This is a genomic window from Riemerella anatipestifer (genome assembly GCF_009670965.2).
Classification (GTDB): Bacteria; Bacteroidota; Bacteroidia; order Flavobacteriales; family Weeksellaceae; genus Riemerella; species Riemerella anatipestifer_B.
On sequence record NZ_CP073239.1, the window covers coordinates 1167332 to 1191023 of the forward strand.

Here is a 23692-nt window from a genome sequence, read left to right on the forward strand (position 1 = left end):
TGAGGTGGGTATTGGTCATGGTCCTATAGTTTGCCCAAAGAGGGGTATTAAAAAACAAAAAGATTAAACCCCTTGCCAAGTAGTCTTTTCCCAAAGGCGTTGGTAAGGGGTTAAAACTGCAAAAAAGACAAAGTTGTTTCCCGAAATGCAAGAAAACATACCCCATAATGACCAAAAAACACCGCAAATCTGCTCCCTATCTGCTCTTGCAAGTGCAACCCTAAAAAGATAGAACTTACGATAAAATATTTGTAAAAGTCTAAGTAGAGGTATATGGTATTGTTCATTAATGTCTAATATCTGTAAAATAGAGAACATCTAAAAAAAGTTATAAGGGAGGCTATTCCCTTTATAAGGGGAAGGTGCTTCACTGCCTAAGGCGAAGCCTCCTCCCTCGGTAAGGGGAAGACGCTTCACTCGTACGAGTGAACTATCTTCAGTTTGGTATAAGATAATCCCCTATCAAATAAAATGAAAAATAAACGTTTCCACAAATAAGGTCAGTGGGGTGCTATTATCACCCACGCTCTGCCTTACCGAGCAGAGAGTTCCTGCCTTATCTAGCAGAGGTGTTCTGCTCGTACGAGCAGAACACCTCTGACAATATAGATATTGGGTATACCATAATTATAGATGACCTTTTGGGGCTTTATTACGATTGTTTATCCTCCATAAAAAAAGCTCCCAATTAATTGGGAGCTTTTTCACTCAAAATAAAATCGTTGTGAAGTTTATCGAAGTCTGTCTACAGATTTTACAAGCCTTTCGTCTTTCGCTATATACACATTTGCGATTAGCAAACATACAATAGAGATAAACGCAAACAGCGGCTCAATACCTTTCTCAGGAAAATCTATTCCTCCAGGTAAGTTTAGTAACCAGTAAATCAATACACCTATCAACAAAGCGTTTATAAAAATGCTGATGCGGTTCAGCATGATTTGTCTTTTTCTATTTTTAAAACTGAAAATACTAAGAGATAGAAGTATCACCAACAACCCGCAACCTAATAGAATAGGCAGATTTCCCATAGTCATAACTTCTACATCTTGAGATGATACAAAAAGAAATACAGCTCCCACAGTAGCCAAAAACATCCAAATAGTTTGTATTCTTTGAAGCATCGGTTTAGTTGTATAGTTTTAAATTGTAGTGCAAAAATAGGAATAATTTTTTGTATTTGTCAAAAATAATGTAGATTTGCAGTACAGATTCAGTATAAACTCATACTCAACTCTTGGGTAGAGTTACACTTTTTAGATTAAATAATCCACATTTTTAAATATTACAGAAATATAATTCAATTATGTTTGATATAGAAACCCTTGAGGCTAAATCTTCGGCTGACCTTACGAAGATTGCTAAAGATTTAGGTATTAAAACAGGAAGAGGGGCTACAATGAAAGATAAAGTTTATGCTATTTTAGATTTTCAAGCCTCTAATCCACAACAAACTAAAGACTATTATAACTCTACAGAGATAGTTAGTGAAAAGAAAGAGAATCATCAAACTCAAGAAGATTCTCAAGCGGTAGAGAAAACAGCAAATAGGAGAGGGAAAAGGACTCCAAAAGCAGATAATACAGTTAAGGAGGTAGAAACGAAAGACACTGAAACTTCACAAGTTGAAGAAGTTTCTGCAGAGCATACTAAAGGGGAGCAACAAGAAGCCAATTCTCAGAGAAAGACTCAAAGAAAGCGAGTGAAGAAAAAAACGGAGCAAACATCAATACCTGAGAATGCTAAGGAGACTGATACTCCAGTGGAGGTAGAGGCTAAAGAAGATAAACCTCACTCACAACAACAATCTAAGAAACACAAAAATCAATCACAGCCTAACGCCAATCACAAAGAAAAGAACGAGCAGGAAACAGATAAGTCCTTTAATTTTGATAATTTAATCACTATAGAAGGAGTGCTTGAAATTCTGCCTGATAACTATGGTTTCTTGCGTTCTGCCGATTTTAATTATATTTCTTCCCCAGACGATGTTTATGTTTCTACTAATCAGATTAGAAATTATGGACTAAAAACGGGAGATACTGTAAAAGGCACAGTAAGACTTCCTAAAGAAGGCGAAAAATATTTCTCTTTACAAAAACCGTTAGAGGTCAATGGTAGAGACCTTAGTTTTATTAAAGACCGTGTGGCTTTTGAACATTTAACACCGTTATTTCCTCAAGAGAAATTTAATTTAACAGGGGCTAATACTACTACATCTACTAGAGTGGTAGATTTGTTCGCACCGATAGGCAAAGGGCAAAGAGCTATGATTGTTGCTCAGCCTAAAACTGGTAAAACAATGCTTCTTAAGGATATAGCTAATTCTATATCGGCTAATCACCCAGAGGCTTATATGATGATTTTGCTGATAGACGAACGCCCTGAAGAGGTTACTGATATGCAAAGAAGTGTAAATGCGGAGGTGATAGCTTCTACTTTTGATGAGTCTGCAGAAAAACATGTGAAGGTAGCTAATCTAGTGCTTTCTAAAGCTCAAAGAATGGTAGAATGTGGGCACGATGTGGTGATTTTGTTAGACTCTATCACGCGTTTAGCAAGGGCTTATAATACGGTAACACCTGCTTCTGGTAAGATACTTTCTGGTGGGGTAGATGCCAACGCTTTGCATAGACCTAAAAGATTTTTTGGGGCGGCAAGAAAGATAGAGGGCGGAGGCTCACTTACCATTATTGCGACGGCTCTTATAGATACGGGTTCTAAAATGGATGAGGTGATTTTTGAAGAGTTTAAAGGGACAGGTAATATGGAGCTGGTTCTAGATAGAAAAATAGCAAATAAGAGAATTTTCCCAGCGGTAGATATTACGGCGTCTAGTACTAGAAGAGATGACCTTCTTCACGATGAAATTACCCAACAGCGCATGTGGATTTTGAGAAAATATCTTTCTGATATGAATCCTGTAGAAGCAATGGAGTTTGTTCAGAAACAAATGAAGGGTACTCAAAGTAATGAGGAATTCTTGATGTCTATGAATAAGTAAATTAATTTTAAATAATATATTCAAAACCATCTTAGAGAAATATCTAAGGTGGTTTTTTATTTTGATTGATGGAATCTTTATAGCAAATTAAATTTCTGTATTTTTGTATCTAATAATACTTTGAAGTGAAAAATATATTTATAAATAAAACTAAAACTATTTTGTTAGTTTTAGTATCAGTCTTGTTTGGACTGTTCTATACTAAAGCTCAAAATAAAATAGCAACACACCCAATGTTATTTGTAGGGTATAATTATCAAAATGCTAGTTTTGGAGAGGTAGGAGGAAGACTTTTATTTCTAAAGAAAGATAATGTTATGTACCGATTGGGAGCTTCTGCTATGTTGGGTAGTCCTAACGGAAAATTTGCGGTAATTCCTAAATTACAGGGAGATATTTTATTTAACTTTCAGGAAGATAAAACGCTTAATCATTCTTATTACGGTCTAATAGGCATAGAAACCACCACCAAATATTTTGCTCCAAAGGTAGGGCTTAGCTTCTTTGGAATACTAGATTTTACCGCAGGATACGCTTTCCAAATTCCTAATCAGACAGTTAATAATAAAGATTTAAAAGGGTTTAATGTGGGGATAGGTTTAAATATTCCGTTGCATTTAAAACTAAAACTTTAATTACTACCTATTCAAAATAAATGACTCTAAATATGAAACAAAGCCATTCATTTTTCAGCTCTTACTTTTTTCTCTTGTTTATAACATTATTGATAAAAATACCTTTTTTATTTACACACCATATTCAAGAAGATGCGTTTATCACTTGGAATGTAGCACAAAACCTTATAAATTATGGTGTGATAGGTTTTAATGGAGAGGAGCCTATATCTGCATCTACCACGCATTTGTATGTGTTTTTGTCTGCTTTTTTTCAGCTTATTTCGGGGGAATATTTTGTTTATGTTATCCTTCTAGTAAATTCGTTTTTGTTTGGACTAGGTAGTATTTTTTTAGGTAAAGTTTTCTTTTCCGAAAGAAAACAGCTGTTTTGGTTTGTAATTTTACTCAACCTATTACCACCTTCTATTACTGCTTCTGTACTAGGTATGGAGTATGGCTTGCTATTTTTTCTTTATACCATTTTTATATACTACGCTGTTGTTAAGAATAAAAATATAGTATATTTCATTTTGCCTATTTTGCTAATATGGACGCGACTAGACACGGTAATATTTTTAGGGATTTTAGGATTACTTCTTTTAATATTTACTCGTAAAATAAATCCTTATTTCTTTTTTGGAGGTCTTTTAGGATTGGGAAGTGTGTTGATATTTAACTATTTGTATTTTGGAGATATTGTTAATCACACTATTGTAGCTAAGAAAATAGCTTACCCTGCACCTGTTGAATTTAGTATAAAAGCCTTTTTCCATCAATTAGCTTATTATGGAGGATATCTTAAAATATCAGGGACTCTAATGATGGCTGTATTTTATCTTTATTTTGTGTCTGTTGTAGGGCTTTTAATATATGTTGTACAAAGAGAATTTGATACTAATAAAAGAAGAGTATTACTCATGATATTTACATTTGCGGTTACAAAAATTACCATATTTGTATTTCTGAGAGCTCATTTTGATTGGTATTACTGGTTGCCTAGAGTATTTATGGCAGCCGTTGTAGTGTATTTTATAGTAAGGTATTTGCTGAGTTACAAAATCAGCCGATTGTTATTGCCTATATTATTTTTAGGATTTGGAGCATTTCAGTATTTGCAATCACTGAGTATTGGTTATATGGAATATACTCAAAGAATACAAATGGTGAAAGATTTAGAAAAAATGGGTGCAAATAAAAATGAAAGTATCGTTTTAGAACCTGCAGGCAAAATACCGTTCTATACAAGGCTTAAAACTTGGGACGAGGTAGGATTAGTAGATAAAAAAATGACTAACGAAATGATAGCTAATTTTGATTATGCGTGGATAAATCTAATTAATAAATATCACCCTACTTATATATTAACCATAGGAGTAAAGGCTGGAGAAAATGGACTTTATAGAATGTCTGCTACACAAAAAGAAAAGTTTGATAAAGAATATACTTTACTTAAAGAATATCCTATTAAAGAGGTTCATCAATCTGCACCTTTTCCTATTAGCACAGTTTATAATATTCGTCCTATAGGACAAGATTACTTTCTGTATAAGAAGAAATAATAAATATGTCAATAAAAAATAGAGTGGTTTCAACATTTGAGACCACTCTATTTTATTTTATAAAGTTAAAACTTTTAATTAAGCATCAAAGTCTGCATCTTTATCAGCAGAAACCTTTTCTTCTTTAGACTTTTCTTTTTCAGCTTTTCTCTGAGTTAATCCTTCTTTGATAGCTGCAGAAACTTGTCCTAAAATCATATCGATAGATTTAGAAGCATCATCGTTTCCTGGGATTACATAATCTACTTTTCTAGGGTCAGAGTTTGTATCTACGATAGCAAATACAGGAATACCTAGTTTTTTAGCTTCTGTAACCGCAATGTGCTCTCTCATAATATCTACTACGAAGATAGCAGAAGGAAGACGCACCATATCAGCGATAGAACCTAAGTTCTTCTCTAGGTTAGCTCTTTGTCTATCAACTTGTAATCTTTCTTTTTTAGATAAAGTTTCGAAAGTACCATCTTTCTTCATTTTATCAATAGCGTTCATTTTTTTAACCGCTTTTCTGATAGTAACGAAGTTAGTTAGCATACCTCCAGGCCATCTTTCAGTGATGTAAGGCATATTAAGCTCAGAAGCGTGCTTAGCTACAACTTCTTTAGCTTGTTTTTTAGTTGCCACGAAAAGAACTTTTCTACCTGCAGAAGTTATTTTTTCTAAAGCAGAGCAAGCCTCTTCTAATTTTACAGCTGTTTTATGTAAATCAATAATGTGAATACCATTTTTCTCCATAAAGATGTATGGAGCCATGTTAGGATTCCACTTTCTAGTCATATGTCCGAAGTGTACTCCTGCCTCTAAGAGGTCTTTTACATTTACTTTTGCCATTGTTTTAATGTTTGTTAGTTTACTTTCCGCTTTTTTGAGCAATCAACTATTTCTTAAGATGGGAGAAATGTTTGGATGCTAAACATAACGGGCAATTTTAATTTGTTGTGTAGTAGACTGTGTTTTTGTAATAAAATTGATTACAAAACTGAGCCATACCACAAAAATATTAACGCTTAGAGAATTGGAATTTCTTTCTAGCTTTCTTCTGTCCTGGTTTCTTTCTTTCCACCATTCTAGCGTCTCTAGTAAGAAGACCGTGTGGCTTAAGAACAGCTCTAAACTCTTCGTTAATCTCGCATAAAGCACGAGAAACCCCAAGTCTAATAGCTTCTGCTTGACCAGTAATACCTCCACCGAAAACATTTACACTAACATCATACTGCTCTGCAGTTTCCGTAAGTAAGAAAGGTTGGTTTACTTTATATACAAGAACTTCTGTGTTGAAGTAGTCTTTTACATCTCTACCGTTTACTGTAACCTTACCTGCTCCAGATTTTACATAAACTCTAGCTACAGAAGTTTTTCTTCTTCCTATTTTGTGTACTGTAGACATATCTTATTTTAATTCGTTAATGTTAATTACTTTCGGCTGTTGAGCTTCGTGCTTGTGCTCAGTACCCTCATATAGATAAAGGTTTTTAAGAATAGCAGCACCAAGTCTGTTTTTAGGAAGCATTCCTTTTACAGATTTTTCTAAAATTCTTAGGCTGTTTCTTTTTCTAAGCTCCTCTGCAGTCATAGACTTTTGTCCACCAGGGTATCCTGTGTGCCAAATATAAGTCTTATCTGCCCACTTGTTTCCAGAAAGTTCTACTTTCCCAGCATTCAAAACAATTACATTATCTCCGCAATCTACATGTGGAGTAAAGTTTGTTTTGTGCTTACCTCTCAAAATCTTCGCAACTTTAGACGCTAGACGTCCTAATGGTTGCCCGGCAGCATCTACCACAACCCATTCTTTATTAGCGGTAGCCTTGTTTGCCGATACTGTCTTGTAACTTAATGTATTCACAATTTATCGTTTATGATTAGACATAATTTTCCCTCTAAGGGTCTGCAAAGGTAAGAATATTTTTTTAATTGAAAAAATACAACTGTAAAATTTTGAGTACTATAGCTTTTGATAGATGTTTGTGCTGATAAATTTTGTTCTATTAAATAGATAAAGCCCTTTCAACGAAAAGGCTTTATAATTACAAATTTAGTTTTTTATAGCATGCCTAGCTCAAATCGAGCTTCCTCGCTCATCATATCTTTTGTCCACGAAGGTTCAAAGGTAAGTTCTAAATCTACCTCGTTTACGCCTTCTACTTCGCTCACCTTTTCTTTCACTTCTTGAGGGAGAGATTCTGCCACGGGGCAGTTAGGTGTAGTGAGTGTCATAACTACTTTTACTTTGCCTTCATCTGAAATTTGAACATCGTATACTAGCCCTAATTCATAGATGTCTACAGGTATTTCTGGGTCATAGACTGTTTTGAGGGTCTTTATGATTTCCTCTCCTATCTCTGCGATTTGTTCGTCTGTATATTTCATCATTTCTCTAAATAATCCGTTAGTCTTCTGACAAACTCAATAAATCTTCTTGTCTTAATTTTCTAAAAATATTCGCCAAAGTTAAAACATCTTTTTCACAATATTTAATAATTCTAGGTAAATCTTTTTCTTTGTAATAAATTTCGGAAACCATAGAACCATCTATATCGTCTTTGGGAGTAGGAACGCCAAAAATATGAGCCATTAGTTCTAATGATATAAAACTTTTATAATCTCCGAATTTCCATAGCTCCAAAGTATCTAAATGCGGAACTTCCCAAGGTTTCTTTCCGAATAATTGAAATGGGGAAGGCGGCATCATGCCATTAACTAAAAATCTTCTTGCAATCCAAGGGAAGTCAAATTCTTTTCCGTTATGTGCACACAGAATAACATTAGTAAGGCGAGTGCTATTGAATATAGCTCCGAATTCTTCTAATAATTTTTTTTCGTTATCCCCAGCAAAACTTCTTATTTTAAGCGTTTCGTTTCGGTCTATCATTCCTACGGAAATACAGATTATTTTTCCAAATTCTGCCATTACACCTGCCCTTTGATGATAGAAATCCTCTGCGGTTATCTCTTCCTTGCGTTGATGTAAGGTTTTTTTATCCCAAAGATTTTGCTCTTCCGTTGGGAGGTTTTGCCAACTTTCTTCTTGAGGCACAGTCTCTATATCTAGAAATAAGATTCGTTCTATGGGGATTTGTTTAATCATATTCTAACCAAAAAATAAATAAGCCAATGTAATAGATGTAATAATCCCTACCAAGTCTGCTAGAAGCATAGTACCAACTGTATAGCGAGTATTTCTGATACCTACGGCTCCAAAATAAACAGCAATAACATAGAAGGTAGTATCAGAGCTTCCTTGTAGGATTCCAGCTAATCTAGAAGGGAATGAGTCAGCTCCGAAGGTAGCCATTGTATCCACCATCATTCCTCTTGCTCCAGAACCCGAAAGTGGCTTTATGAGTGCAGTAGGAAGTCCATCAACAAATCTAGTGTCTAGACTTACCATATCAGCAATCCATTTCATTCCATCTATAATAATGTGGAATACTCCCGAAGTTCTCAAAAGAGAAATAGCAATGAGCATTCCTACTAAATAAGGTATAATTTTAACACACACCGAAAATCCTTCTTTAGCTCCCTCTACAAAAGCATCAAAAATGTTGATTTTTTTATAGATACCTCCAAGAACAATAGCAAAGAATATTAAAAGGATAATACCATTACTTAAAACTTTACTGAAGTTATCTAGCTCCTCTTTATTTAATTGAACAAGAAATAAGACCAATCCAGCTATAATAGCAGAAATACCTCCTAAATACATCAACACTACAGGTTGAAGTAAATTGATTTTCTGTCTTATAGAAACCAATATCATTGATGCCATAGTGGCTGCAAAGGTGGCTATCATACAAGGTAAGAATATATCCGTAGGTGTGGCAGAGCCCATAGATGCCCTTATAGCAATAATGGATACGGGAATAAGGGTGAGCCCACTAGCGTGCAGACAGAGAAACATAATCTGGGCATTACTGGCTTTATCTTTTTCTGGATTTAGAGATTGTAGACTATCCATCGCCTTAAGACCAAAAGGGGTGGCGGCATTGTCTAGCCCTAAAAGATTGGCGGAAAAATTAAGCATCATATGTCCAAATGCAGGGTGGTTTTTAGGAACTTCTGGGAAGAGTTTAGAGAAAAAAGGCTGTATCATTCTACTTAATAAGTTGATGCCCCCAGCTTTCTCGGCTACACTCATAAAACCCATAAAAAGGGTCATAATACCTATAAGACCTATACATATATCTACGGCGGTTTTGCTCGTGCCTATTACACCATCGGTCTCTTGTATTCTGTAAACTTTAACATTATTGCTGTTAGGTTGATATTCGTAATGAATCCCTTTATTTATAAAAACAGGTGTAGTTTGAAAACTTTCTATAGCATTGGGGTGAAACTCGTTAATTGGTTTAGTAGTGATATTTACGGTGTCGCCACCTTTGCCTACTACCATATCATTATAAATAGCTTTATAATTATCGGAGAATAAATACTTAGCACCAGCTACCATGATAGCAACTAAAATAAAAGCACTCCAAATTCTGCTTAAAATCATAGTTTGAAAAAATTTGGATAAAAGTAAGTGTTTTTAGCTAAATGAGAAAAAAGAAATTTTAATGTTCTTGAAAAATTCTTAGGGATTAGCCTGTTTTCGGAGATAAAGATTATGACATGTGTGACAAAACAATGTTAGCAGAAAACGATGTGTTGATATTTTGGCTATCTTTGCGAAAGAATTTTTACACAAATAAATATTATGAATATTACTATAGTAGGTACTGGTTATGTAGGACTAGTTACAGGGACAACATTGGCAGAACTAGGAAATACAGTTTACTGTGTTGATATAGATGAGAAAAAAGTTGAGGGAATGAAAAAAGGCATCGTTCCTATTTATGAGCCTAATTTAGAGGAAATGTTTTTGAGAAACATTCAAGCACAGAGATTATTTTTTACTACCAATTTAAAAGAAGCTGTTGACCAAAGTGAAGTGATTTATTTAGCTTTACCTACTCCTCCAGGGGAAGACGGTTCAGCGGATTTATCCTATGTCCTTAAAGTAGCCAACGATATAGGCGATATTATTACAGAATATAAAGTTATTGTTAATAAATCTACAGTACCTGTAGGAACGGCAGATAAAGTTAGAAATGCTATTGCTACTAAAACACAAATACCGTTTGATGTGGTATCTAATCCAGAGTTTCTTAGGGAAGGTTTTGCGGTAGAAGACTCTATGAATCCTGCTAGAGTAGTGGTGGGGAGTTCTTCCGAAAAGGCAAGAGAGATTATGGCAAAAATATATCAGCCATTTACCAATACGGGGGTTCCGATTATTTTTATGGATGAAAAATCTTCGGAACTTACCAAGTATGCTGCTAATTCTTTCTTAGCAGTTAAAATTACTTTTATGAACGAAATCGCAAACTTCTGCGAAAGAGTAGGAGCTGATGTAGATAAGGTAAGGTTAGGAATGGGTAGTGATGATAGGATAGGACACCGTTTCTTATTCCCTGGTATTGGGTATGGTGGTAGCTGCTTTCCTAAAGATGTAAAGGCATTGATAAAATCTGGTAAAGAAGCTGATTTTAATTTCCAAATATTAGAAGCGACTGAAAATGTAAACCAAAATCAAAAAGTTATTTTGGTGTCAGAAATAGAAAAGTATTTTGAAGGAAATTTAAAAGGTAAAAAGATAGCACTTTGGGGCTTGGCTTTTAAAGCGAATACAGATGATATTAGAGAAGCCTCTTCTTTAGATAATATTAAAATTTTATTAGAAAAAGGAGCTATAATTACAGCTTATGATGCGATAGCAGAGTCTAATGTGAAAAAAGTGTTAGGAGATAAGATTGCTTATGCGAGCGATATGTATTCTGCATTAGAAGGAGCTGATGCTTTACTAATAGCTACGGAATGGTCAGAATTTAAAAATCCTAACTTTGATTTAATGTCAGAGAAAATGAACGGTAAAGCTATTTTTGATGGTAGAAATATGTTTGCCTTAGAACAAGTAGAAGGAACAGGGTTTTACTACAAAAGTATAGGTAGAAAAACTTTAGGATAAAACCTAATGCTTTTAATGACAACTATGATGTCCCTTGTCTTCAGGGGACATTTTGTTTTCTATGCTAAGAGCTTCTTTCTTTGGTGACAAATAAGGGATTCCTAACTCTAAACCTCTTAGTATAAATAGCCCACCTAAGATAAGCATTACTACAGGCATTATTTTTAGGATTTTATTTCTAGTAGCTATATTAAGCATATTACCTAGTAAAACAGTAACAAACATAAAAGGGAAAGTACCCAGTCCAAATAGCATCATAAATAGTCCTCCTTGTATAGCTCCACCAGCCGCTAGAGATGCTGCCAAGGCTACATAAACCATTCCACATGGTAAAAAACCATTAAGTACACCTGTTAAAAATCTTGAAGAATAATCGGTTTTGGATAATAATTTTCCTAGGTTGAGTTTTATTTTTAATAGAAATTTCGAGAGAAAAGGTATTTTAGAAGCAAAATCTCCATTTCCGAAAGAAAAAAGAGCCATTATGATTAAAATAATTCCTGCAAAAATGGTAAGCCAACCTTGAACTCCAGCTAACTGAAAGCCTTCTCCAATTAATCCTAGTAAAATTCCTAATATAGAATAAGTGAAAATTCTTCCTAATTGATAGGTTATATTTTGAAGATGAAAATTAACCTGTTGTTTTCTTGAAAGTCCTAAAGAAAGGGCTATAGGTCCACACATACCAATACAATGGAATCCTGTTGTGAAACCCAAAGTAAGTGCTGCTATGATGAGGGTTATTTCCATACTAAGTCGTAGTCTATTTGATAATCTTTGTTATCTTTTGTCCACATTAGTTTTAGAATATAGCCTCCTGGAACTAAAACTTTTTTAGGAATGAGAAAAGAGTTATTAGCATCTAAAGTCATGTCCTTTTTTACATCTAACTTTTGGTCATCTATCCTATAGAGAACAAACTTTATTTTAGTATTTTGATTATTATTTTCAGAAGGAAATACGATACTTATTCCATAAGGTGTTTGCTGATATTCGGGAGCATTCTCAATCGTTGATGCGTTTTTCTTAGCATCTATTACACTTTGATAAGCTAGCTCATCTTCATAATAATTATCTGAAACCAATTCAGAGTTCTGCTGCCCATGAGAGAATACAAATATGAGATAAAGAATAAATAGTATAAACGAACCTAATGCAGCTACAACTCCATGTGCCCAAGTGAACTTAAAATTTTTCATTTAAAATTGCAAATTAAATTCTCCTTCAAAATAAGTTTCAAAAGTAGTGAGTAACTTACCGTCTTTATCATAGACACCAATTACTAAATTCTGTTTAGAAAGTTTTATTTCTTTTTTAGGGAAGCTAATATTTACTGTTCCCTTTTCCATTTTATCTCTCTTTAATATTATTTTGCTAGAACCACCATATTTTATAACTCCATTAGCAGGCTCTAAAACCTTGAAAGTTACTACATAGTCCTTGCTAGATTTATTAAGTAAGGTGTAATTGTAAGTGTTGGTAATTTCGTTACCAGATATAAAGAATGTACTTCCAGCAGGTTTGATAAATTTAGCCTCCATACTTCCTCTATTATACAAAAGGAACGATACAAAAGTCATCAATGCTATTAAAACCGTAGTATAAGCTTTCATTCTAGAGGTAAATTTAAACTTTCTACCTTGTTCTATTTCATCTTCGGTAGCGTATCTTATCAATCCTTTAGGTAAGCCTACTTTTTCCATAACTTCATTACAGGCATCTATACATGCAGTACAGTTAACACACTCTAGTTGTTGACCATTTCTGATGTCTATTCCTGTTGGACATACCACTACACATTGGTTACAATCGATACAGTCTCCTTTACCTTCGGCAGCTCTGTCCTCATTCTTACGCCATTTAGACCGATTTTCACCTCTCTTAAAATCGTAGTAGACATTGATGGTTTGCTTATCTATAAGAACGCCTTGTAGTCTTCCGTATGGACAAACAAGCGTACATACCTGCTCTCTAAACCATGCAAATACGAAATAGAATGCTGCAGTGAAAAGCAACATTACCAGAAAGTTGGTAGGGTACTCTATAGGACCTTCTTTCATTATTCTAAATACCTCTTCGTAACCAACAATGTACATGAACATAAAATGAGTTACAACTAAAGAGATAATGATATAGATTGTCCATTTAAGTCCTCTTTTTCTTATCTTTTCAGAATTCCAAGGCTGTTGGTCTAGTTTTATTTGCTTGTTTCTGTCACCCTCAATCCAATATTCTATCTTACGGAAAACATTTTCCATAAAAATAGTTTGTGGGCAAATCCAGCCGCAGAATATTCTTCCGAAAACAACGGTAAATAGAATGATAAATACTATCGAAGTAACTGCTCCTAGAGCGAGAATGAAAAAATCCTGAGGATAAAAAGGCTGTCCTACAATAAAGAACTCCCTATCAAGGATATTTATTAGAAGAAATGGATTTCCGTTTATTTTAATAAACGGAAGAATAAAAAATATGGCTAATAAAAAAATACTAACATAGTTCCTATAATCAGTAAACTTACCTTTGGGCTTCTTGGGATATACCCATTTTCTTTTCCCTGTGTTATCCATGGTTCCTACAGAATCACGGAAGGTGGTAGCTTCTATTACGGCTCCAGTGCCTTGTACTTCTTTATCAGCCATATTGATGTGAAATTTATTTTATGGTACTAGTTCTCCCACTTCACTTCTTCACCTTGAGGTGCAGCACCTCCTTCAGATTGAGTGATAGGAGCTTTTTCTTGATTGATATGGTAAACATACGCTGCTACCTTTTCAATATCAAATCCAGTAAGAACTCCATTTTTACCCCAAGCTTGCATCGCAGGGTTGTTTGGAGAACCGTTCTCTACCATGTGGAATACTTCTCTAAATAGAGTAGGTTCTGTATGGTTAATCCAATATTTATCAGTAAGGTTTGGACCAATACCACCTCTACCACCTTCACCGTGGCAAGATACGCAGTTAGTTTTGAAGATTTCTTCCCCTTCTGCAATATTGTCTGCAGAATATACTGCGTTATCAATTGTAGGAGGAGGAGTGTCTTTCATCCACTGCTCTATACTTGCAAGTTGCTCTTTATGCTCAACCTCATACTCTTTGTCTGGGTGTGCGAAATCTGTAAAAGAGAAAGCAAGAATATAAACAACTAAGTATGTAAATCCTAGCCAAAAAAGACCTAACCACCATTTTGGTAATTGGTTGTCTAACTCCATAATACCATCAAAACCGTGGTCTATAATGATATCTTTTTCTTCAGAAGCAGATTGCTTTTTGAATGCACTATCCCAAAGTCTTTTCCAGTAAGGTATTTTCTTCTCTTCTAAGTAAGCTTTCTTAGCCTCATCAGAAAGTTTAGCGAAGTTTTGATTTTCAATTAAATCTCCAATAGCACCATGTATCATTGCTAAAATGACACTAATAACTACCGTTCCCCAAAAGTAAGGTGAAGTAATAAAAGATGCATTTTGAACGAACATATAATACACAATAAATAATATTGTAAGTATTACTAAAATGTTCACATAAACGGGCGTTCTTTGTTTCATAATTTCTTAATTTTTAGAACTGTTTTGTATTTCATCATCTAAAGGAGCATTAGCTTCGTCTTGATAAAACTTTTTAGGCCTGCTCATAACATAGTACACCACCCCAATAAAAAATATGATAAATAATATGAGTGCTAAACTTTGGTAAAATCCAGTACCTTCGGTATTAGATAATATATCTTTAAAGTTTTGTGGTATCATTACTATATGCTCCTTTAGTGATAATATAATTTATTTTACACTTGCTGTTTTAACTTCAGTAGTCTTAATATCAGTACCTAATCTTTGTAGGTAAGCAATAAGTGCTACAATCTCTCTCTTTTCAAGAGGAACAAACTCAGCTCCTTCTTCTTGCTGTTTTTTAGCAAATGCTCTCTTAACGTCATCAGCTTCAGCATAAATTCTACTTACAATTCCTTTAGCTTGATTGTCCATCCATGCATCTACAGTATCTATTTCAGCTTTAGTGTAAGGCACGCTAAATACATTCTTCATAAGTTCTAACTTATCTTTAGTCTGAGAACGATCTAATGTATTAGCAATTAACCAAGGGTAACGAGGCATTATAGAACCTGCTGATGTAGCTCTTGGGTTTAGCATGTGCTTAAAGTGCCAAGAATCAGGGTTTCTCCCACCTTCTCTATGTAAGTCTGGACCAGTTCTCTTAGATCCCCAAAGGAAAGGTCTGTCATATACGAATTCTCCAGCTTTTGAATACTGTCCGTTTTTACCGTTAAATCTAACTACCTCGTCACGGAATGGTCTAATCATTTGAGAGTGACAAGCGTTACAACCTTCACGGATGTATAAATCTCTACCTTCTAATTCTAGAGGAGTGTAAGGTTTAACAGAAGAAATAGTAGGTACATTATCCTTAACAGTAAGTGTAGGGATAATTTCAACGATACCACCAACTGCTAGTGCAAAAAATGCTAATACAGTTAAATAAAGTGGCATTCTTTCAATCCAAAGGTGAACAGTTTCACCTTCTTTTCTTGCATCACTAATTCTAGCAAGTGCAGGTGCTTCTGCAGGTACTTCTTTTTGGAAAGAACCTTTTCTCACAGTAGCTACAACATTCACTGCCATAAGAATAGCTCCTAATAGGTAAAGGATACCTCCAAAGAATCTCATCCAATAGTAAGGGATAATTGCAGTTACAGTATCTAACCAGTTTTTGTAAAGTAGAGTTCCGTCTGGGTTAAATTGTTTCCACATTAAACCTTGAGTAAATCCAGAGATATACATAGGTACAGCATATAGAATAATACCTAAAGTACCTAACCAGAAATGCCAGTTAGCTAATTTTACAGACCATAGTTTAGTTCTCCACATAATAGGAACTAGGTAGTAAATCATACCAAACGCCATGAATCCGTTCCACCCTAAAGCACCAATGTGAACGTGACCAATTACCCAGTCAGTAAAGTGTCCAATTTTATTTAATGTTTTAGTTGCCAATAGTGGTCCTTCAAATGTAGCCATACCGTAGCAAGTAACTGCTACCACGAAGAATTTAAGTATAGGATTTTCTCTTACTTTATCCCAAGCACCTCTTAATGTTAATAAACCATTAAGCATACCTCCCCAAGATGGTGCGATAAGGGCAACAGAGAACCCTGTTCCTAACGCTTGAGCCCAAGCTGGTAGAGAAGTGTATTGTAAGTGGTGAGGTCCAGCCCAAATATAAACGAAAATTAAAGACCAGAAGTGGATAATAGAAAGTTTATAAGAGAATACTGGTCTCTCTGCCGCTTTTGGTAAGAAGTAATACATTAGACCAAGTACAGGTGTTGTAAGGAAGAATGCCACAGCGTTGTGTCCGTACCACCATTGTACTAGAGCGTCTTTTACTCCTGAATATGCAGAATAAGACTTCCAACCAGTGAAAGAAAGAGGTACCTCTAAGTTATTAAATACATGTAGCATTGTAATACCTACCCAAGTACCAATGTAGAACCAAATAGCTACATAAAGGTGTCTTACTCTTCTCTTAGCTATTGTACCAAACATGTTAATACCAAAAATAATCCATACCACTGCGATAAGGATATCAATTGGCCATTCGTGTTCAGCGTACTCTTTAGATGTGTTGATACCCATGAAGAAAGTAATCACCACCGCTACGATAGTAATTTGCCATCCCCAAAAGTTAATCCAAGAAAGTGTATCACTGTACATTCTTGCTTTCAACAACCTCTGTAATGAGTAATAAACCCCCGCGAAAATAGCGTTTCCAACAAAGGCAAAAATTACTGCACTAGTGTGCAACATTCTGATTCTCCCAAAACCAAAAGCTCCTTGGGTGTTGATGAGACCTTGTAAATCACCGCTTCTTAAGCTGGCAATTGTAGTGTCATCAGTACCAAATAAAAACTCTGGTAGTTCTGGATAGAAAAGCATCGCAGCCGCCGTAAGTCCAAGAATGAAACCAACTATCCCGAAGACAATGGTTGCATAAAGGAACGCACGCACAATGCTGTTGTCATAACTAAACTTTTGTGTTTCCATATTAACTAATCACTTTTATTGTTTTTCTCTTTATTTTCTTTGTTTTTAGTTTCGTCATCAAGGAGAATCCTTACTGCAGGAGATTCATCATCTTCAAATTGCCCTTTCTTTGCTCCGATAATGAATATTATCAAGAAAATGACAGCTAAAGATACACTGCATATGACCATTAAATATAATATCTCCATACAGTTCGCAAATATAAAATTAAATTGCCCCCAAAATTAAGGAAAATATAATGACTTAAATCAGGAACTGTTAAAAAAAGTTAATTTATAACACTTCTAAATAAGATAAAAATGTCTAATTTGATTTTTTCTTAAAATATCTAGTTGCTGTTAGCCATGTGGTAGCAGAGGTAAATGATACCACACTTATAGAACTTAAAGGCATTAGTATAGCCGCAACTAGAGGAGATAAGTGTCCTGTAACGGCAAAGCCTAGACCTACCACATTGTATAATATACTTATAACAAAAGTAGCTGATACTATTTTAATAGCATCTTTGCTTAGAGCTAAATAGTCTGGTAAAAAGTTAATGAATTTCCCATCCATAATAACATCAGAAGATGGAGTAAAGGAGTTGGTATCATCAGATACAGCTATCCCTATATTACTTTGTTTTAATGCACCAGCATCGTTAAGACCATCACCTAACATAGCTACTTTTTGTCCTGAATTTTGTAGGTTTTGTATGTAGTCCAACTTATCCTCTGGAGTTTGGTTGAAACTCATGTTAGCTACATTTGGAATTATTTTTTTGAGCTGATTGGTTTCGGAAGCATTATCTCCACTAAGGATGTGGATAGGATAAGAGTGGAGCTTTTGATACATTTCAGAAAGTCCCTCTCTATACTCATTTCTAAATATGAACTTCCCTATAAACTCATCATTTTTACTGATGAAAACAGCAGTTTCTAAGTTTTTGCTTTCTTGTCCTGTAAACGAAGCTGAACCAATTTTATAAACTTGGCTTCTGACCTGAGCGGAGTATCCTTTACCTGCTATTTCTTGGAAGTTTTCTATTGGGAAATATTCGTCAGTTGTTTCTATATGTTCGTATAAATTTTTGGATAGAGGGTGGTTGGAATTTTTGAGTAAAGTTTTAATATTTTTCAAATCAAATTCACTAATAGTATTACCTTCATATTTGATGTTGGATTTGGTGTTGTAGGTAATAGTGCCTGTTTTGTCAAATACGAGTGTGTTGATTTTAGCAAGTTTTTCTATGGTAAGAGTATCCTTAACGTAGAATTTTTTTCTGCCTAATATTCTCATAATGTGTCCGAATGTAAACGGAGCTGATAGAGCTAACGCACAAGGGCAGGCTACTATAAGTATTGCAGATATTACTTGGAACATTTTTTCTAAATCAATTCTATACCAATAGATTCCTGCGATTAGCGTGATGCCTAATATAATGAATGTGAAATATTTACTTATCTTATTAGTAAGGTTATCTAGACCTGTTTCTTTCTGTTTAAAAGCCTCTTTGTTCCATAGTTGGGTAAGGTAGCTTTGGTCTACGGTTTTAATAACTTCTAGTTCCAAAATAGCACCTTGCTGTTTAGCCCCTGCGAAAATTTTATCACCTGGTTGTTTAGGTATTGTAGCTGATTCCCCAGTAATAAAACTGTTGTCAATATTGCCTTCACCACTAATAAGAATTGCGTCTACGGGAATAATTTCTTGATTTCGCACTAAAATTCTATCACCAACTTTAATTTCGGATAGGAGAATATTTTTTTGTTTGCCTTCAAAATCTACTTTAGTTACGGCGATAGGGTAGAAAGATTTGTAATCTCTATCGTAGGACAGTGCAGTGTAGGTTCGCTTTTGGAAAAATTTTCCCATTAGCATAAAAAATAACAATCCACACAGAGTATCAAAATAACCAGGTCCATAATCTGTAGCTATTTCGTAGACGCTTCTTCCGAAAAGAACGAGTATCCCTAAAACAATAGGCACATCTATATTCACAATATTGTTCTTAAGTCCGTACCATGCAGATTTGTAGTAATCCGAAGCAGAATAAGCAACTACAGGAATGGAGAGTAACAAAGTTAAAAACCTAAAGAAAGGAGCAAATTGGTTAATCCAGAAATCGTTTTCTTTTGTAATCCAAGAAAGGTATTCAGGAAGGGCGAACATCATCGCATTTCCGAATGCAAAACCTGCAATAGCAAGTTTGATGATTAAATCTCGGTCTATTTTTTCTACCTTTTTCTCACTTATTTCTAGGTTAATAACGGGTTTGTAACCAAGATTGGTTAAAAATTTTGCAAGTTCACTTAGTTTTAGCTCATTATGATTAAACGAAATTTGTAATGTTTTCTTCGTAAAATTAGCTTGGGAATAGCGTATTTGTGGATTGATGTCCTTGAGGCTTTCGAGTAACCATATACAAGAGGAGCAGTGTATTACAGGTATTTTAAAAGTTACTAAGGTAGAATTGCCTTCTGAAAAGTCCACAATTTTGTCAAATACCTCAGGGGTGTCTAAGTAGTCAAACTGTGAAGAGCCGTCTGTGTTTGGTCGGATTCCAGCATTTTTATTTAGTTCGTAAAAATCACTTAATTGATTGAGATTTAGTATTTCGTAAACTGATTTGCAACCGTTGCAGCAGAACGTTTTTTCGTCAAAAGAAATTCTTTCTTTATCTATCTCTAGTCCGCAGTGAAAACATTTTTCTGACATTACCTCAAAAGTTTAACACGCAAAAATATAATAAAAAACTTGGTTACACATATTAAAAAATAGTATTTTTGCTGATAAATATCAGTTAAATGTCGTTTGAAAAACAGTTAGAAATTGAAAAAAAGTTTCAAGAAGTCTTTAGTGAAGCGTTCTTTCAGAAAAACCTTAAACCTGAAGATTTTGAGAAATATACATCAAGTAAGGAGGTTTTAAAGTATGATAAGGGAGATGTACTTTTTGATGATGGAGAGCTACCCAAAGGAGTTTATTTTATAGAGAAAGGTACAGCTAAGCTTTCGAAATCTGGAGTTTATGGTAAAGATCATATTCTAAGAATAGTAAAGGAGGGGGATATATTAGGCTATCGTTCATTACTCTGCGATGAAAACTTTCAAGCTAGAGCAGAAGCAATGACGGAAATCGAGGCTACTTTTGTGCCGTCTGATATTTTTATGCAACTATTAGAGGCAGACTCTAGATTGTCTTTTGCGATGATGCAAAAAATTGCTTTTGAATTAGGAGAATCATCTAATACTATTACTTTTTTAGCACAAAAAACGGTTAGAGAAAGACTAGCCGAAATCTTACTTTTATTAGAACTTAAGTTAGGAACAGACCCTGAAGGCTTCATTAAAATATGCCTTACTAGAGAAGAGGTTGCTAATCTTATAGGTACAGCAACAGAGAGTGCCATTAGGCTTATTTCTGAGTTTAAAAATGATGGTCTTATCGAAGTGGAAGGTAGAAATATCAAGATAAAAGACCACGATAAATTGAAGAAAGTAGGACATGTGGTTCTCTAAATTTTTAATGAGGTAGAAATATGTCTGTACATTCAGAAATAAAAAAGGTAACCACTGAAACCTTGCGAAAAATGAAGTTTAGCAAGGAGAAAATCACGATGCTTACGGCATATGATTTTACTACTGCAAAAATGGTAGATGCAGGAGGGGTAGATGCTATTCTAGTTGGAGACTCAGCAGCTAATGTAATGGCAGGTTATGAAACTACATTGCCAATTACCCTAGATCATATGATATATCATGCACAATCTGTGGTTCGTGGGGTGGAGAGAGCTTTGGTGGTAGTGGATTTGCCATTCGGGACTTATCAAAGTCATCCTCAAAAAGCTTTAGAGTCAGCAGTGAGAATCATGAAAGAGTCAGAGGCTCACGCTGTAAAATTAGAAGGAGGAGAAGAAGTTTCAGAAGCGATAAAAAATATCATCAATGCGGGTATTCCTGTAATGGGACATTTGGGGCTTACGCCACAATCAATCAATCAATTTGGAACTTACAAGGTAAGAGCAAAAGAAGAAGCCGAAGCTGAAAAACTAATTAAAGACGCTCAGTTGTTAGAAGAATTAGGGTGTTTTGCTGTTGTTTTAGAAAAAATACCGTCCGAGTTAGCTAAAAAAGTAACCGAAAGCATTTCTATTCCTACCATTGGGATTGGTGCAGGTGTTAATTGTGATGGGCAGGTTTTGGTTTATCAGGATATGGTGGGTATGAATCAAGGCTTTTCTCCTAAGTTTCTAAGACGCTATTTGGACCTTTATTCAGAAATTACAGGAGCAGTATCTCAATATGTTAAAGATGTAAAAACATTAGACTTTCCTAATGAGTCGGAGAGTTATTAAAATTTAATTATGGATAAAAGAACTTTACAGAGCATTGTTTCTGTTGCAGCGATATTGTGTATTGTAGTGGGTTGGGTTAATCCATTTTCTCCAGAGATTAACTATATTATTTCTAGACAAATATTTTATATCCTTGTCGGAGGAAGTTTTATTCTTATGGGAGGAATATTACCTAATAAAAAATACTCCTATTTAATGTATCTAGCAGCAGGGCTTTGTATTGTGGGAGCTTTTTTACCCATGGGCTCTTCTTTTGAGATTATTAAGACTGTGGGGTTACTTCTTGGGGTGGTTATTTCTTTTGTTGGTCGTAGAGGTTAATAATTATTTATGATTCAAGAACAGATTCTTTATGAGGATAATCATCTGCTAGTTATCAATAAGAAGGCGGGACAATTAGTTCAAGGGGACAAAACAGGTGATGCCTCACTACTAGAACTGATAAAAGATTTTATAAAATCACGAGATAATAAGCCAGGTAATGTTTTTTTAGGGTTGGTGCATAGGATAGACCGTCCAACATCTGGGTTGGTAATTTATGCTAAAACATCTAAAGCTCTTACGAGGTTAACCCAAATGATTAAAAATAGAGAAATTAAAAAAACTTATTGGGCGATAGTTCCTAAAGAAATGATTTCTCCTTCTCAAAAATTGGTTCATTATCTCAAAAAGAATGAAAAAAATAATAAAGCGATAATCTTTACTAAACCTACGGAAGGTGCTAAACAAGCTATTTTATCCTATAATTTAATATTGAGTTTAGATAATTATTTGCTTTTAGAGATAGATTTAGAAACTGGTCGTCATCACCAAATTAGGGCTCAGTTGTCTAAGATAGGAGTTCCTATAAAAGGAGATTTAAAATATGGTGCTTCTCGTTCTAATTCAGATGGAGGAATTTCTCTTCACGCTAGAAAATTAGATTTTATTCACCCTGTATCCAAAGAGAAAATAACCATTGTAGCTCCTGTGCCATATCAAGACTCTGTTTGGCGAGCGTGTGAGGACGGAGTTGTACAGTAATTTATCTTCTGAAATTTGCTATATCTAGCTTTAGCGAGAAAAAGTTAGAGTAAAAATTACTTCCTCCAATGCCAGAATTGGTAATGGCGTAGTCTAATGTTAATCCTCTATAGCGAATACCTACGCCTGCACTTGGTTGAAATGATAATTGTCTTTTTTGACTTTCAAGGTCTGTGATATTTTGAAATCGGTTAACGCCTAATCTTACAAAAATCATTTTTTGAAAAGAAAGTTCACCTCCTAGATAAGGAGTAATACTAGCAAAGTCAGTAGAAATAAGTGCTGCAGTTCTTGTAAAATCAATATTAAGACCTGCCTCTGGGAGAAAGTCAAAATCACGATTGAGTTCAAAATTTTTGCTAACTCCTAAGTTTAATTTTGGCATAGATAACTCCATTTTATTTTTAGGAGCGGGGTTGAATTCTTCTCCGTTAACCACGGTAGAAAGTTCTTTTTCATTTATAGACCAAAAATTAACCGTAGTAGTAGCATCTCTAAGCATCGCACCGTAATTCCACCCTTTATCCGAATGATAGATAGCTCCTATGTCAAACCCAAACCCAAATCCGTTAGCAAATTTCCCCACATTTCTATAAACCAGTTTAGCATTAACTCCAACATCTAATTTATGGGTTGGACGAAAAGCATAGGAGAGTAGAGCGGCGTAGTCGGCTTGAGAGAATTTTGTAATTCTATCATAATCTATATTACCTTCGCCGTCTATCATTTGAGTAGTGTTGAGGATATTGTCCACACCTAACCTTACTAAAGAGAATGCAAAAACACCTTTGTTGTAATCCAAAGGCTTTGCGAAAGCCATATAATCATACTTGGCAATGCTTTCAAAATATTCGGCGTGCATAGCAGAGGCTTGCCAATCGTTTTCAATTTTTGCTAGCCCAGCAGGATTCCACATTGGAGAATAAACATCATCTTGGTTCGAAATAACGGCACCTCCCATAGCAAGTCCTCTAGCACCAGCACCAATGTTTAGAAACTCATTAGAATATTTTCTAACGATTTGGGCAATATTTAGATTGAAAACTAATAGTAATATGAGGGTAATAATTTTAAATAAAGTCTTCATG

Annotated in this window: 24 protein-coding genes; 8 read left to right on the forward strand and 16 right to left on the reverse strand. The window is 34.8% G+C overall.

The genetic code is table 11. From position 1 onward, the window contains the following. Positions 1–731 precede the first annotated feature (731 nt). Positions 732–1124, reverse strand: coding sequence for a DUF4293 family protein (locus D1J36_RS05350; RefSeq protein WP_154137514.1), 393 nt, complete (start codon positions 1122–1124; stop codon positions 732–734). 182 nt (positions 1125–1306) lie between these two features. Here D1J36_RS05350 and rho point away from each other — a divergent pair, with 182 nt between their 5' ends. From rho to D1J36_RS05365, 3 genes are all read left to right on the forward strand, one after another. After that, positions 1307–3004 carry a transcription termination factor Rho gene (gene rho / locus D1J36_RS05355; RefSeq protein ID WP_154137515.1) on the forward strand — a complete coding sequence of 566 codons (1698 nt, stop codon included), beginning with the start codon at positions 1307–1309 and terminating at the stop codon, positions 3002–3004. Between the two features lie 125 nt (positions 3005–3129). Continuing rightward, complete coding sequence (locus tag D1J36_RS05360; RefSeq protein ID WP_252339340.1) at positions 3130–3639, forward strand: hypothetical protein; 510 nt, start codon at positions 3130–3132, stop codon at positions 3637–3639. Between the two features lie 32 nt (positions 3640–3671). Beyond that, the gene (locus D1J36_RS05365) at positions 3672–5180 is read left to right on the forward strand and encodes a hypothetical protein (RefSeq protein WP_154137516.1); all 1509 of its coding nucleotides are present in this window, start codon (positions 3672–3674) and stop codon (positions 5178–5180) included. 78 nt (positions 5181–5258) lie between these two features. On the opposite strand, the gene rpsB is transcribed toward D1J36_RS05365, so the two are convergent. The 6 genes from rpsB to D1J36_RS05395 all read right to left on the reverse strand — a co-directional run bounded on the left by rpsB (position 5259) and on the right by D1J36_RS05395 (position 9675). Next, on the reverse strand, positions 5259–6011 hold the full coding sequence (rpsB, locus tag D1J36_RS05370) for a 30S ribosomal protein S2 (protein WP_038694216.1): 753 nt from the start codon (positions 6009–6011) through the stop codon (positions 5259–5261). A 169-nt stretch (positions 6012–6180) separates the two neighbouring features. After that, positions 6181–6567: a 30S ribosomal protein S9 gene (rpsI, locus tag D1J36_RS05375; RefSeq protein ID WP_154137517.1), complete on the reverse strand. Its 387-nt coding sequence runs from the start codon at positions 6565–6567 to the stop codon at positions 6181–6183. A 3-nt stretch (positions 6568–6570) separates the two neighbouring features. Then, complete coding sequence (rplM, locus tag D1J36_RS05380) at positions 6571–7026, reverse strand: 50S ribosomal protein L13 (protein ID WP_004916694.1); 456 nt, start codon at positions 7024–7026, stop codon at positions 6571–6573. Positions 7027–7223: 197 nt separating this feature from the next. Next, entirely contained in the window at positions 7224–7550 is a 327-nt protein-coding gene (locus D1J36_RS05385; RefSeq protein WP_004916697.1) for an SUF system Fe-S cluster assembly protein, read from the reverse strand. A 19-nt stretch (positions 7551–7569) separates the two neighbouring features. Further along, on the reverse strand, positions 7570–8268 hold the full coding sequence (locus D1J36_RS05390) for a 3'-5' exonuclease (RefSeq protein ID WP_154137518.1): 699 nt from the start codon (positions 8266–8268) through the stop codon (positions 7570–7572). Between the two features lie 3 nt (positions 8269–8271). After that, a complete protein-coding gene (locus tag D1J36_RS05395; RefSeq protein WP_154137519.1) occupies positions 8272–9675 on the reverse strand; it encodes a nucleoside recognition domain-containing protein in 1404 nt (467 codons plus the stop codon). Positions 9676–9876: 201 nt separating this feature from the next. Between D1J36_RS05395 and D1J36_RS05400 the strand changes: the two genes are divergently transcribed. After that, positions 9877–11187: a UDP-glucose dehydrogenase family protein gene (locus D1J36_RS05400; RefSeq protein ID WP_154137520.1), complete on the forward strand. Its 1311-nt coding sequence runs from the start codon at positions 9877–9879 to the stop codon at positions 11185–11187. 12 nt (positions 11188–11199) lie between these two features. Here D1J36_RS05400 and D1J36_RS05405 read toward each other — a convergent pair whose 3' ends face one another. From D1J36_RS05405 to D1J36_RS05440, 8 genes are all read right to left on the reverse strand, one after another. Next, complete coding sequence (locus D1J36_RS05405) at positions 11200–11937, reverse strand: sulfite exporter TauE/SafE family protein (protein ID WP_154137521.1); 738 nt, start codon at positions 11935–11937, stop codon at positions 11200–11202. Continuing rightward, positions 11928–12386, reverse strand: a complete 459-nt coding sequence (locus D1J36_RS05410; protein ID WP_154137522.1) for a FixH family protein — start codon at positions 12384–12386, stop codon at positions 11928–11930. The genes D1J36_RS05405 and D1J36_RS05410 overlap by 10 nt, the downstream gene beginning before the upstream one ends. Next, a complete protein-coding gene (gene ccoG, locus D1J36_RS05415; RefSeq protein ID WP_154137523.1) occupies positions 12387–13829 on the reverse strand; it encodes a cytochrome c oxidase accessory protein CcoG in 1443 nt (480 codons plus the stop codon). It lies immediately after the preceding gene. A 26-nt stretch (positions 13830–13855) separates the two neighbouring features. Then, a complete protein-coding gene (locus D1J36_RS05420) occupies positions 13856–14734 on the reverse strand; it encodes a c-type cytochrome (protein WP_154137524.1) in 879 nt (292 codons plus the stop codon). Between the two features lie 6 nt (positions 14735–14740). Next, positions 14741–14935, reverse strand: coding sequence for a cbb3-type cytochrome oxidase subunit 3 (locus D1J36_RS05425; RefSeq protein ID WP_154137525.1), 195 nt, complete (start codon positions 14933–14935; stop codon positions 14741–14743). Between the two features lie 30 nt (positions 14936–14965). Continuing rightward, entirely contained in the window at positions 14966–17245 is a 2280-nt protein-coding gene (gene ccoN / locus D1J36_RS05430) for a cytochrome-c oxidase, cbb3-type subunit I (RefSeq protein WP_154137526.1), read from the reverse strand. Positions 17246–17250: 5 nt separating this feature from the next. After that, positions 17251–17433 (reverse strand): cbb3-type cytochrome oxidase assembly protein CcoS, encoded by a 183-nt coding sequence (gene ccoS / locus D1J36_RS05435; RefSeq protein ID WP_154137527.1) that lies wholly within the window; start codon positions 17431–17433, stop codon positions 17251–17253. Positions 17434–17548: 115 nt separating this feature from the next. Further along, entirely contained in the window at positions 17549–19942 is a 2394-nt protein-coding gene (locus tag D1J36_RS05440; RefSeq protein WP_154137528.1) for a heavy metal translocating P-type ATPase, read from the reverse strand. Between the two features lie 89 nt (positions 19943–20031). On the opposite strand from D1J36_RS05440, the gene D1J36_RS05445 reads away from it, so the two are divergent. The 4 genes from D1J36_RS05445 to D1J36_RS05460 are packed head-to-tail and all read left to right on the forward strand — an operon-like array spanning position 20032 to position 22604. Then, positions 20032–20745, forward strand: coding sequence for a Crp/Fnr family transcriptional regulator (locus D1J36_RS05445; protein WP_064964799.1), 714 nt, complete (start codon positions 20032–20034; stop codon positions 20743–20745). A gap of 20 nt (positions 20746–20765) precedes the next feature. Continuing rightward, the gene (gene panB, locus D1J36_RS05450) at positions 20766–21581 is read left to right on the forward strand and encodes a 3-methyl-2-oxobutanoate hydroxymethyltransferase (RefSeq protein WP_154137529.1); all 816 of its coding nucleotides are present in this window, start codon (positions 20766–20768) and stop codon (positions 21579–21581) included. A gap of 9 nt (positions 21582–21590) precedes the next feature. Next, a complete protein-coding gene (locus D1J36_RS05455; RefSeq protein ID WP_154137530.1) occupies positions 21591–21902 on the forward strand; it encodes a hypothetical protein in 312 nt (103 codons plus the stop codon). A gap of 9 nt (positions 21903–21911) precedes the next feature. Next, positions 21912–22604: an RluA family pseudouridine synthase gene (locus tag D1J36_RS05460; protein WP_154137531.1), complete on the forward strand. Its 693-nt coding sequence runs from the start codon at positions 21912–21914 to the stop codon at positions 22602–22604. Between the two features lies 1 nt (position 22605). On the opposite strand, the gene D1J36_RS05465 is transcribed toward D1J36_RS05460, so the two are convergent. After that, a complete protein-coding gene (locus tag D1J36_RS05465) occupies positions 22606–23691 on the reverse strand; it encodes a PorV/PorQ family protein (RefSeq protein ID WP_154137532.1) in 1086 nt (361 codons plus the stop codon). Position 23692: the final 1 nt, after the last annotated feature.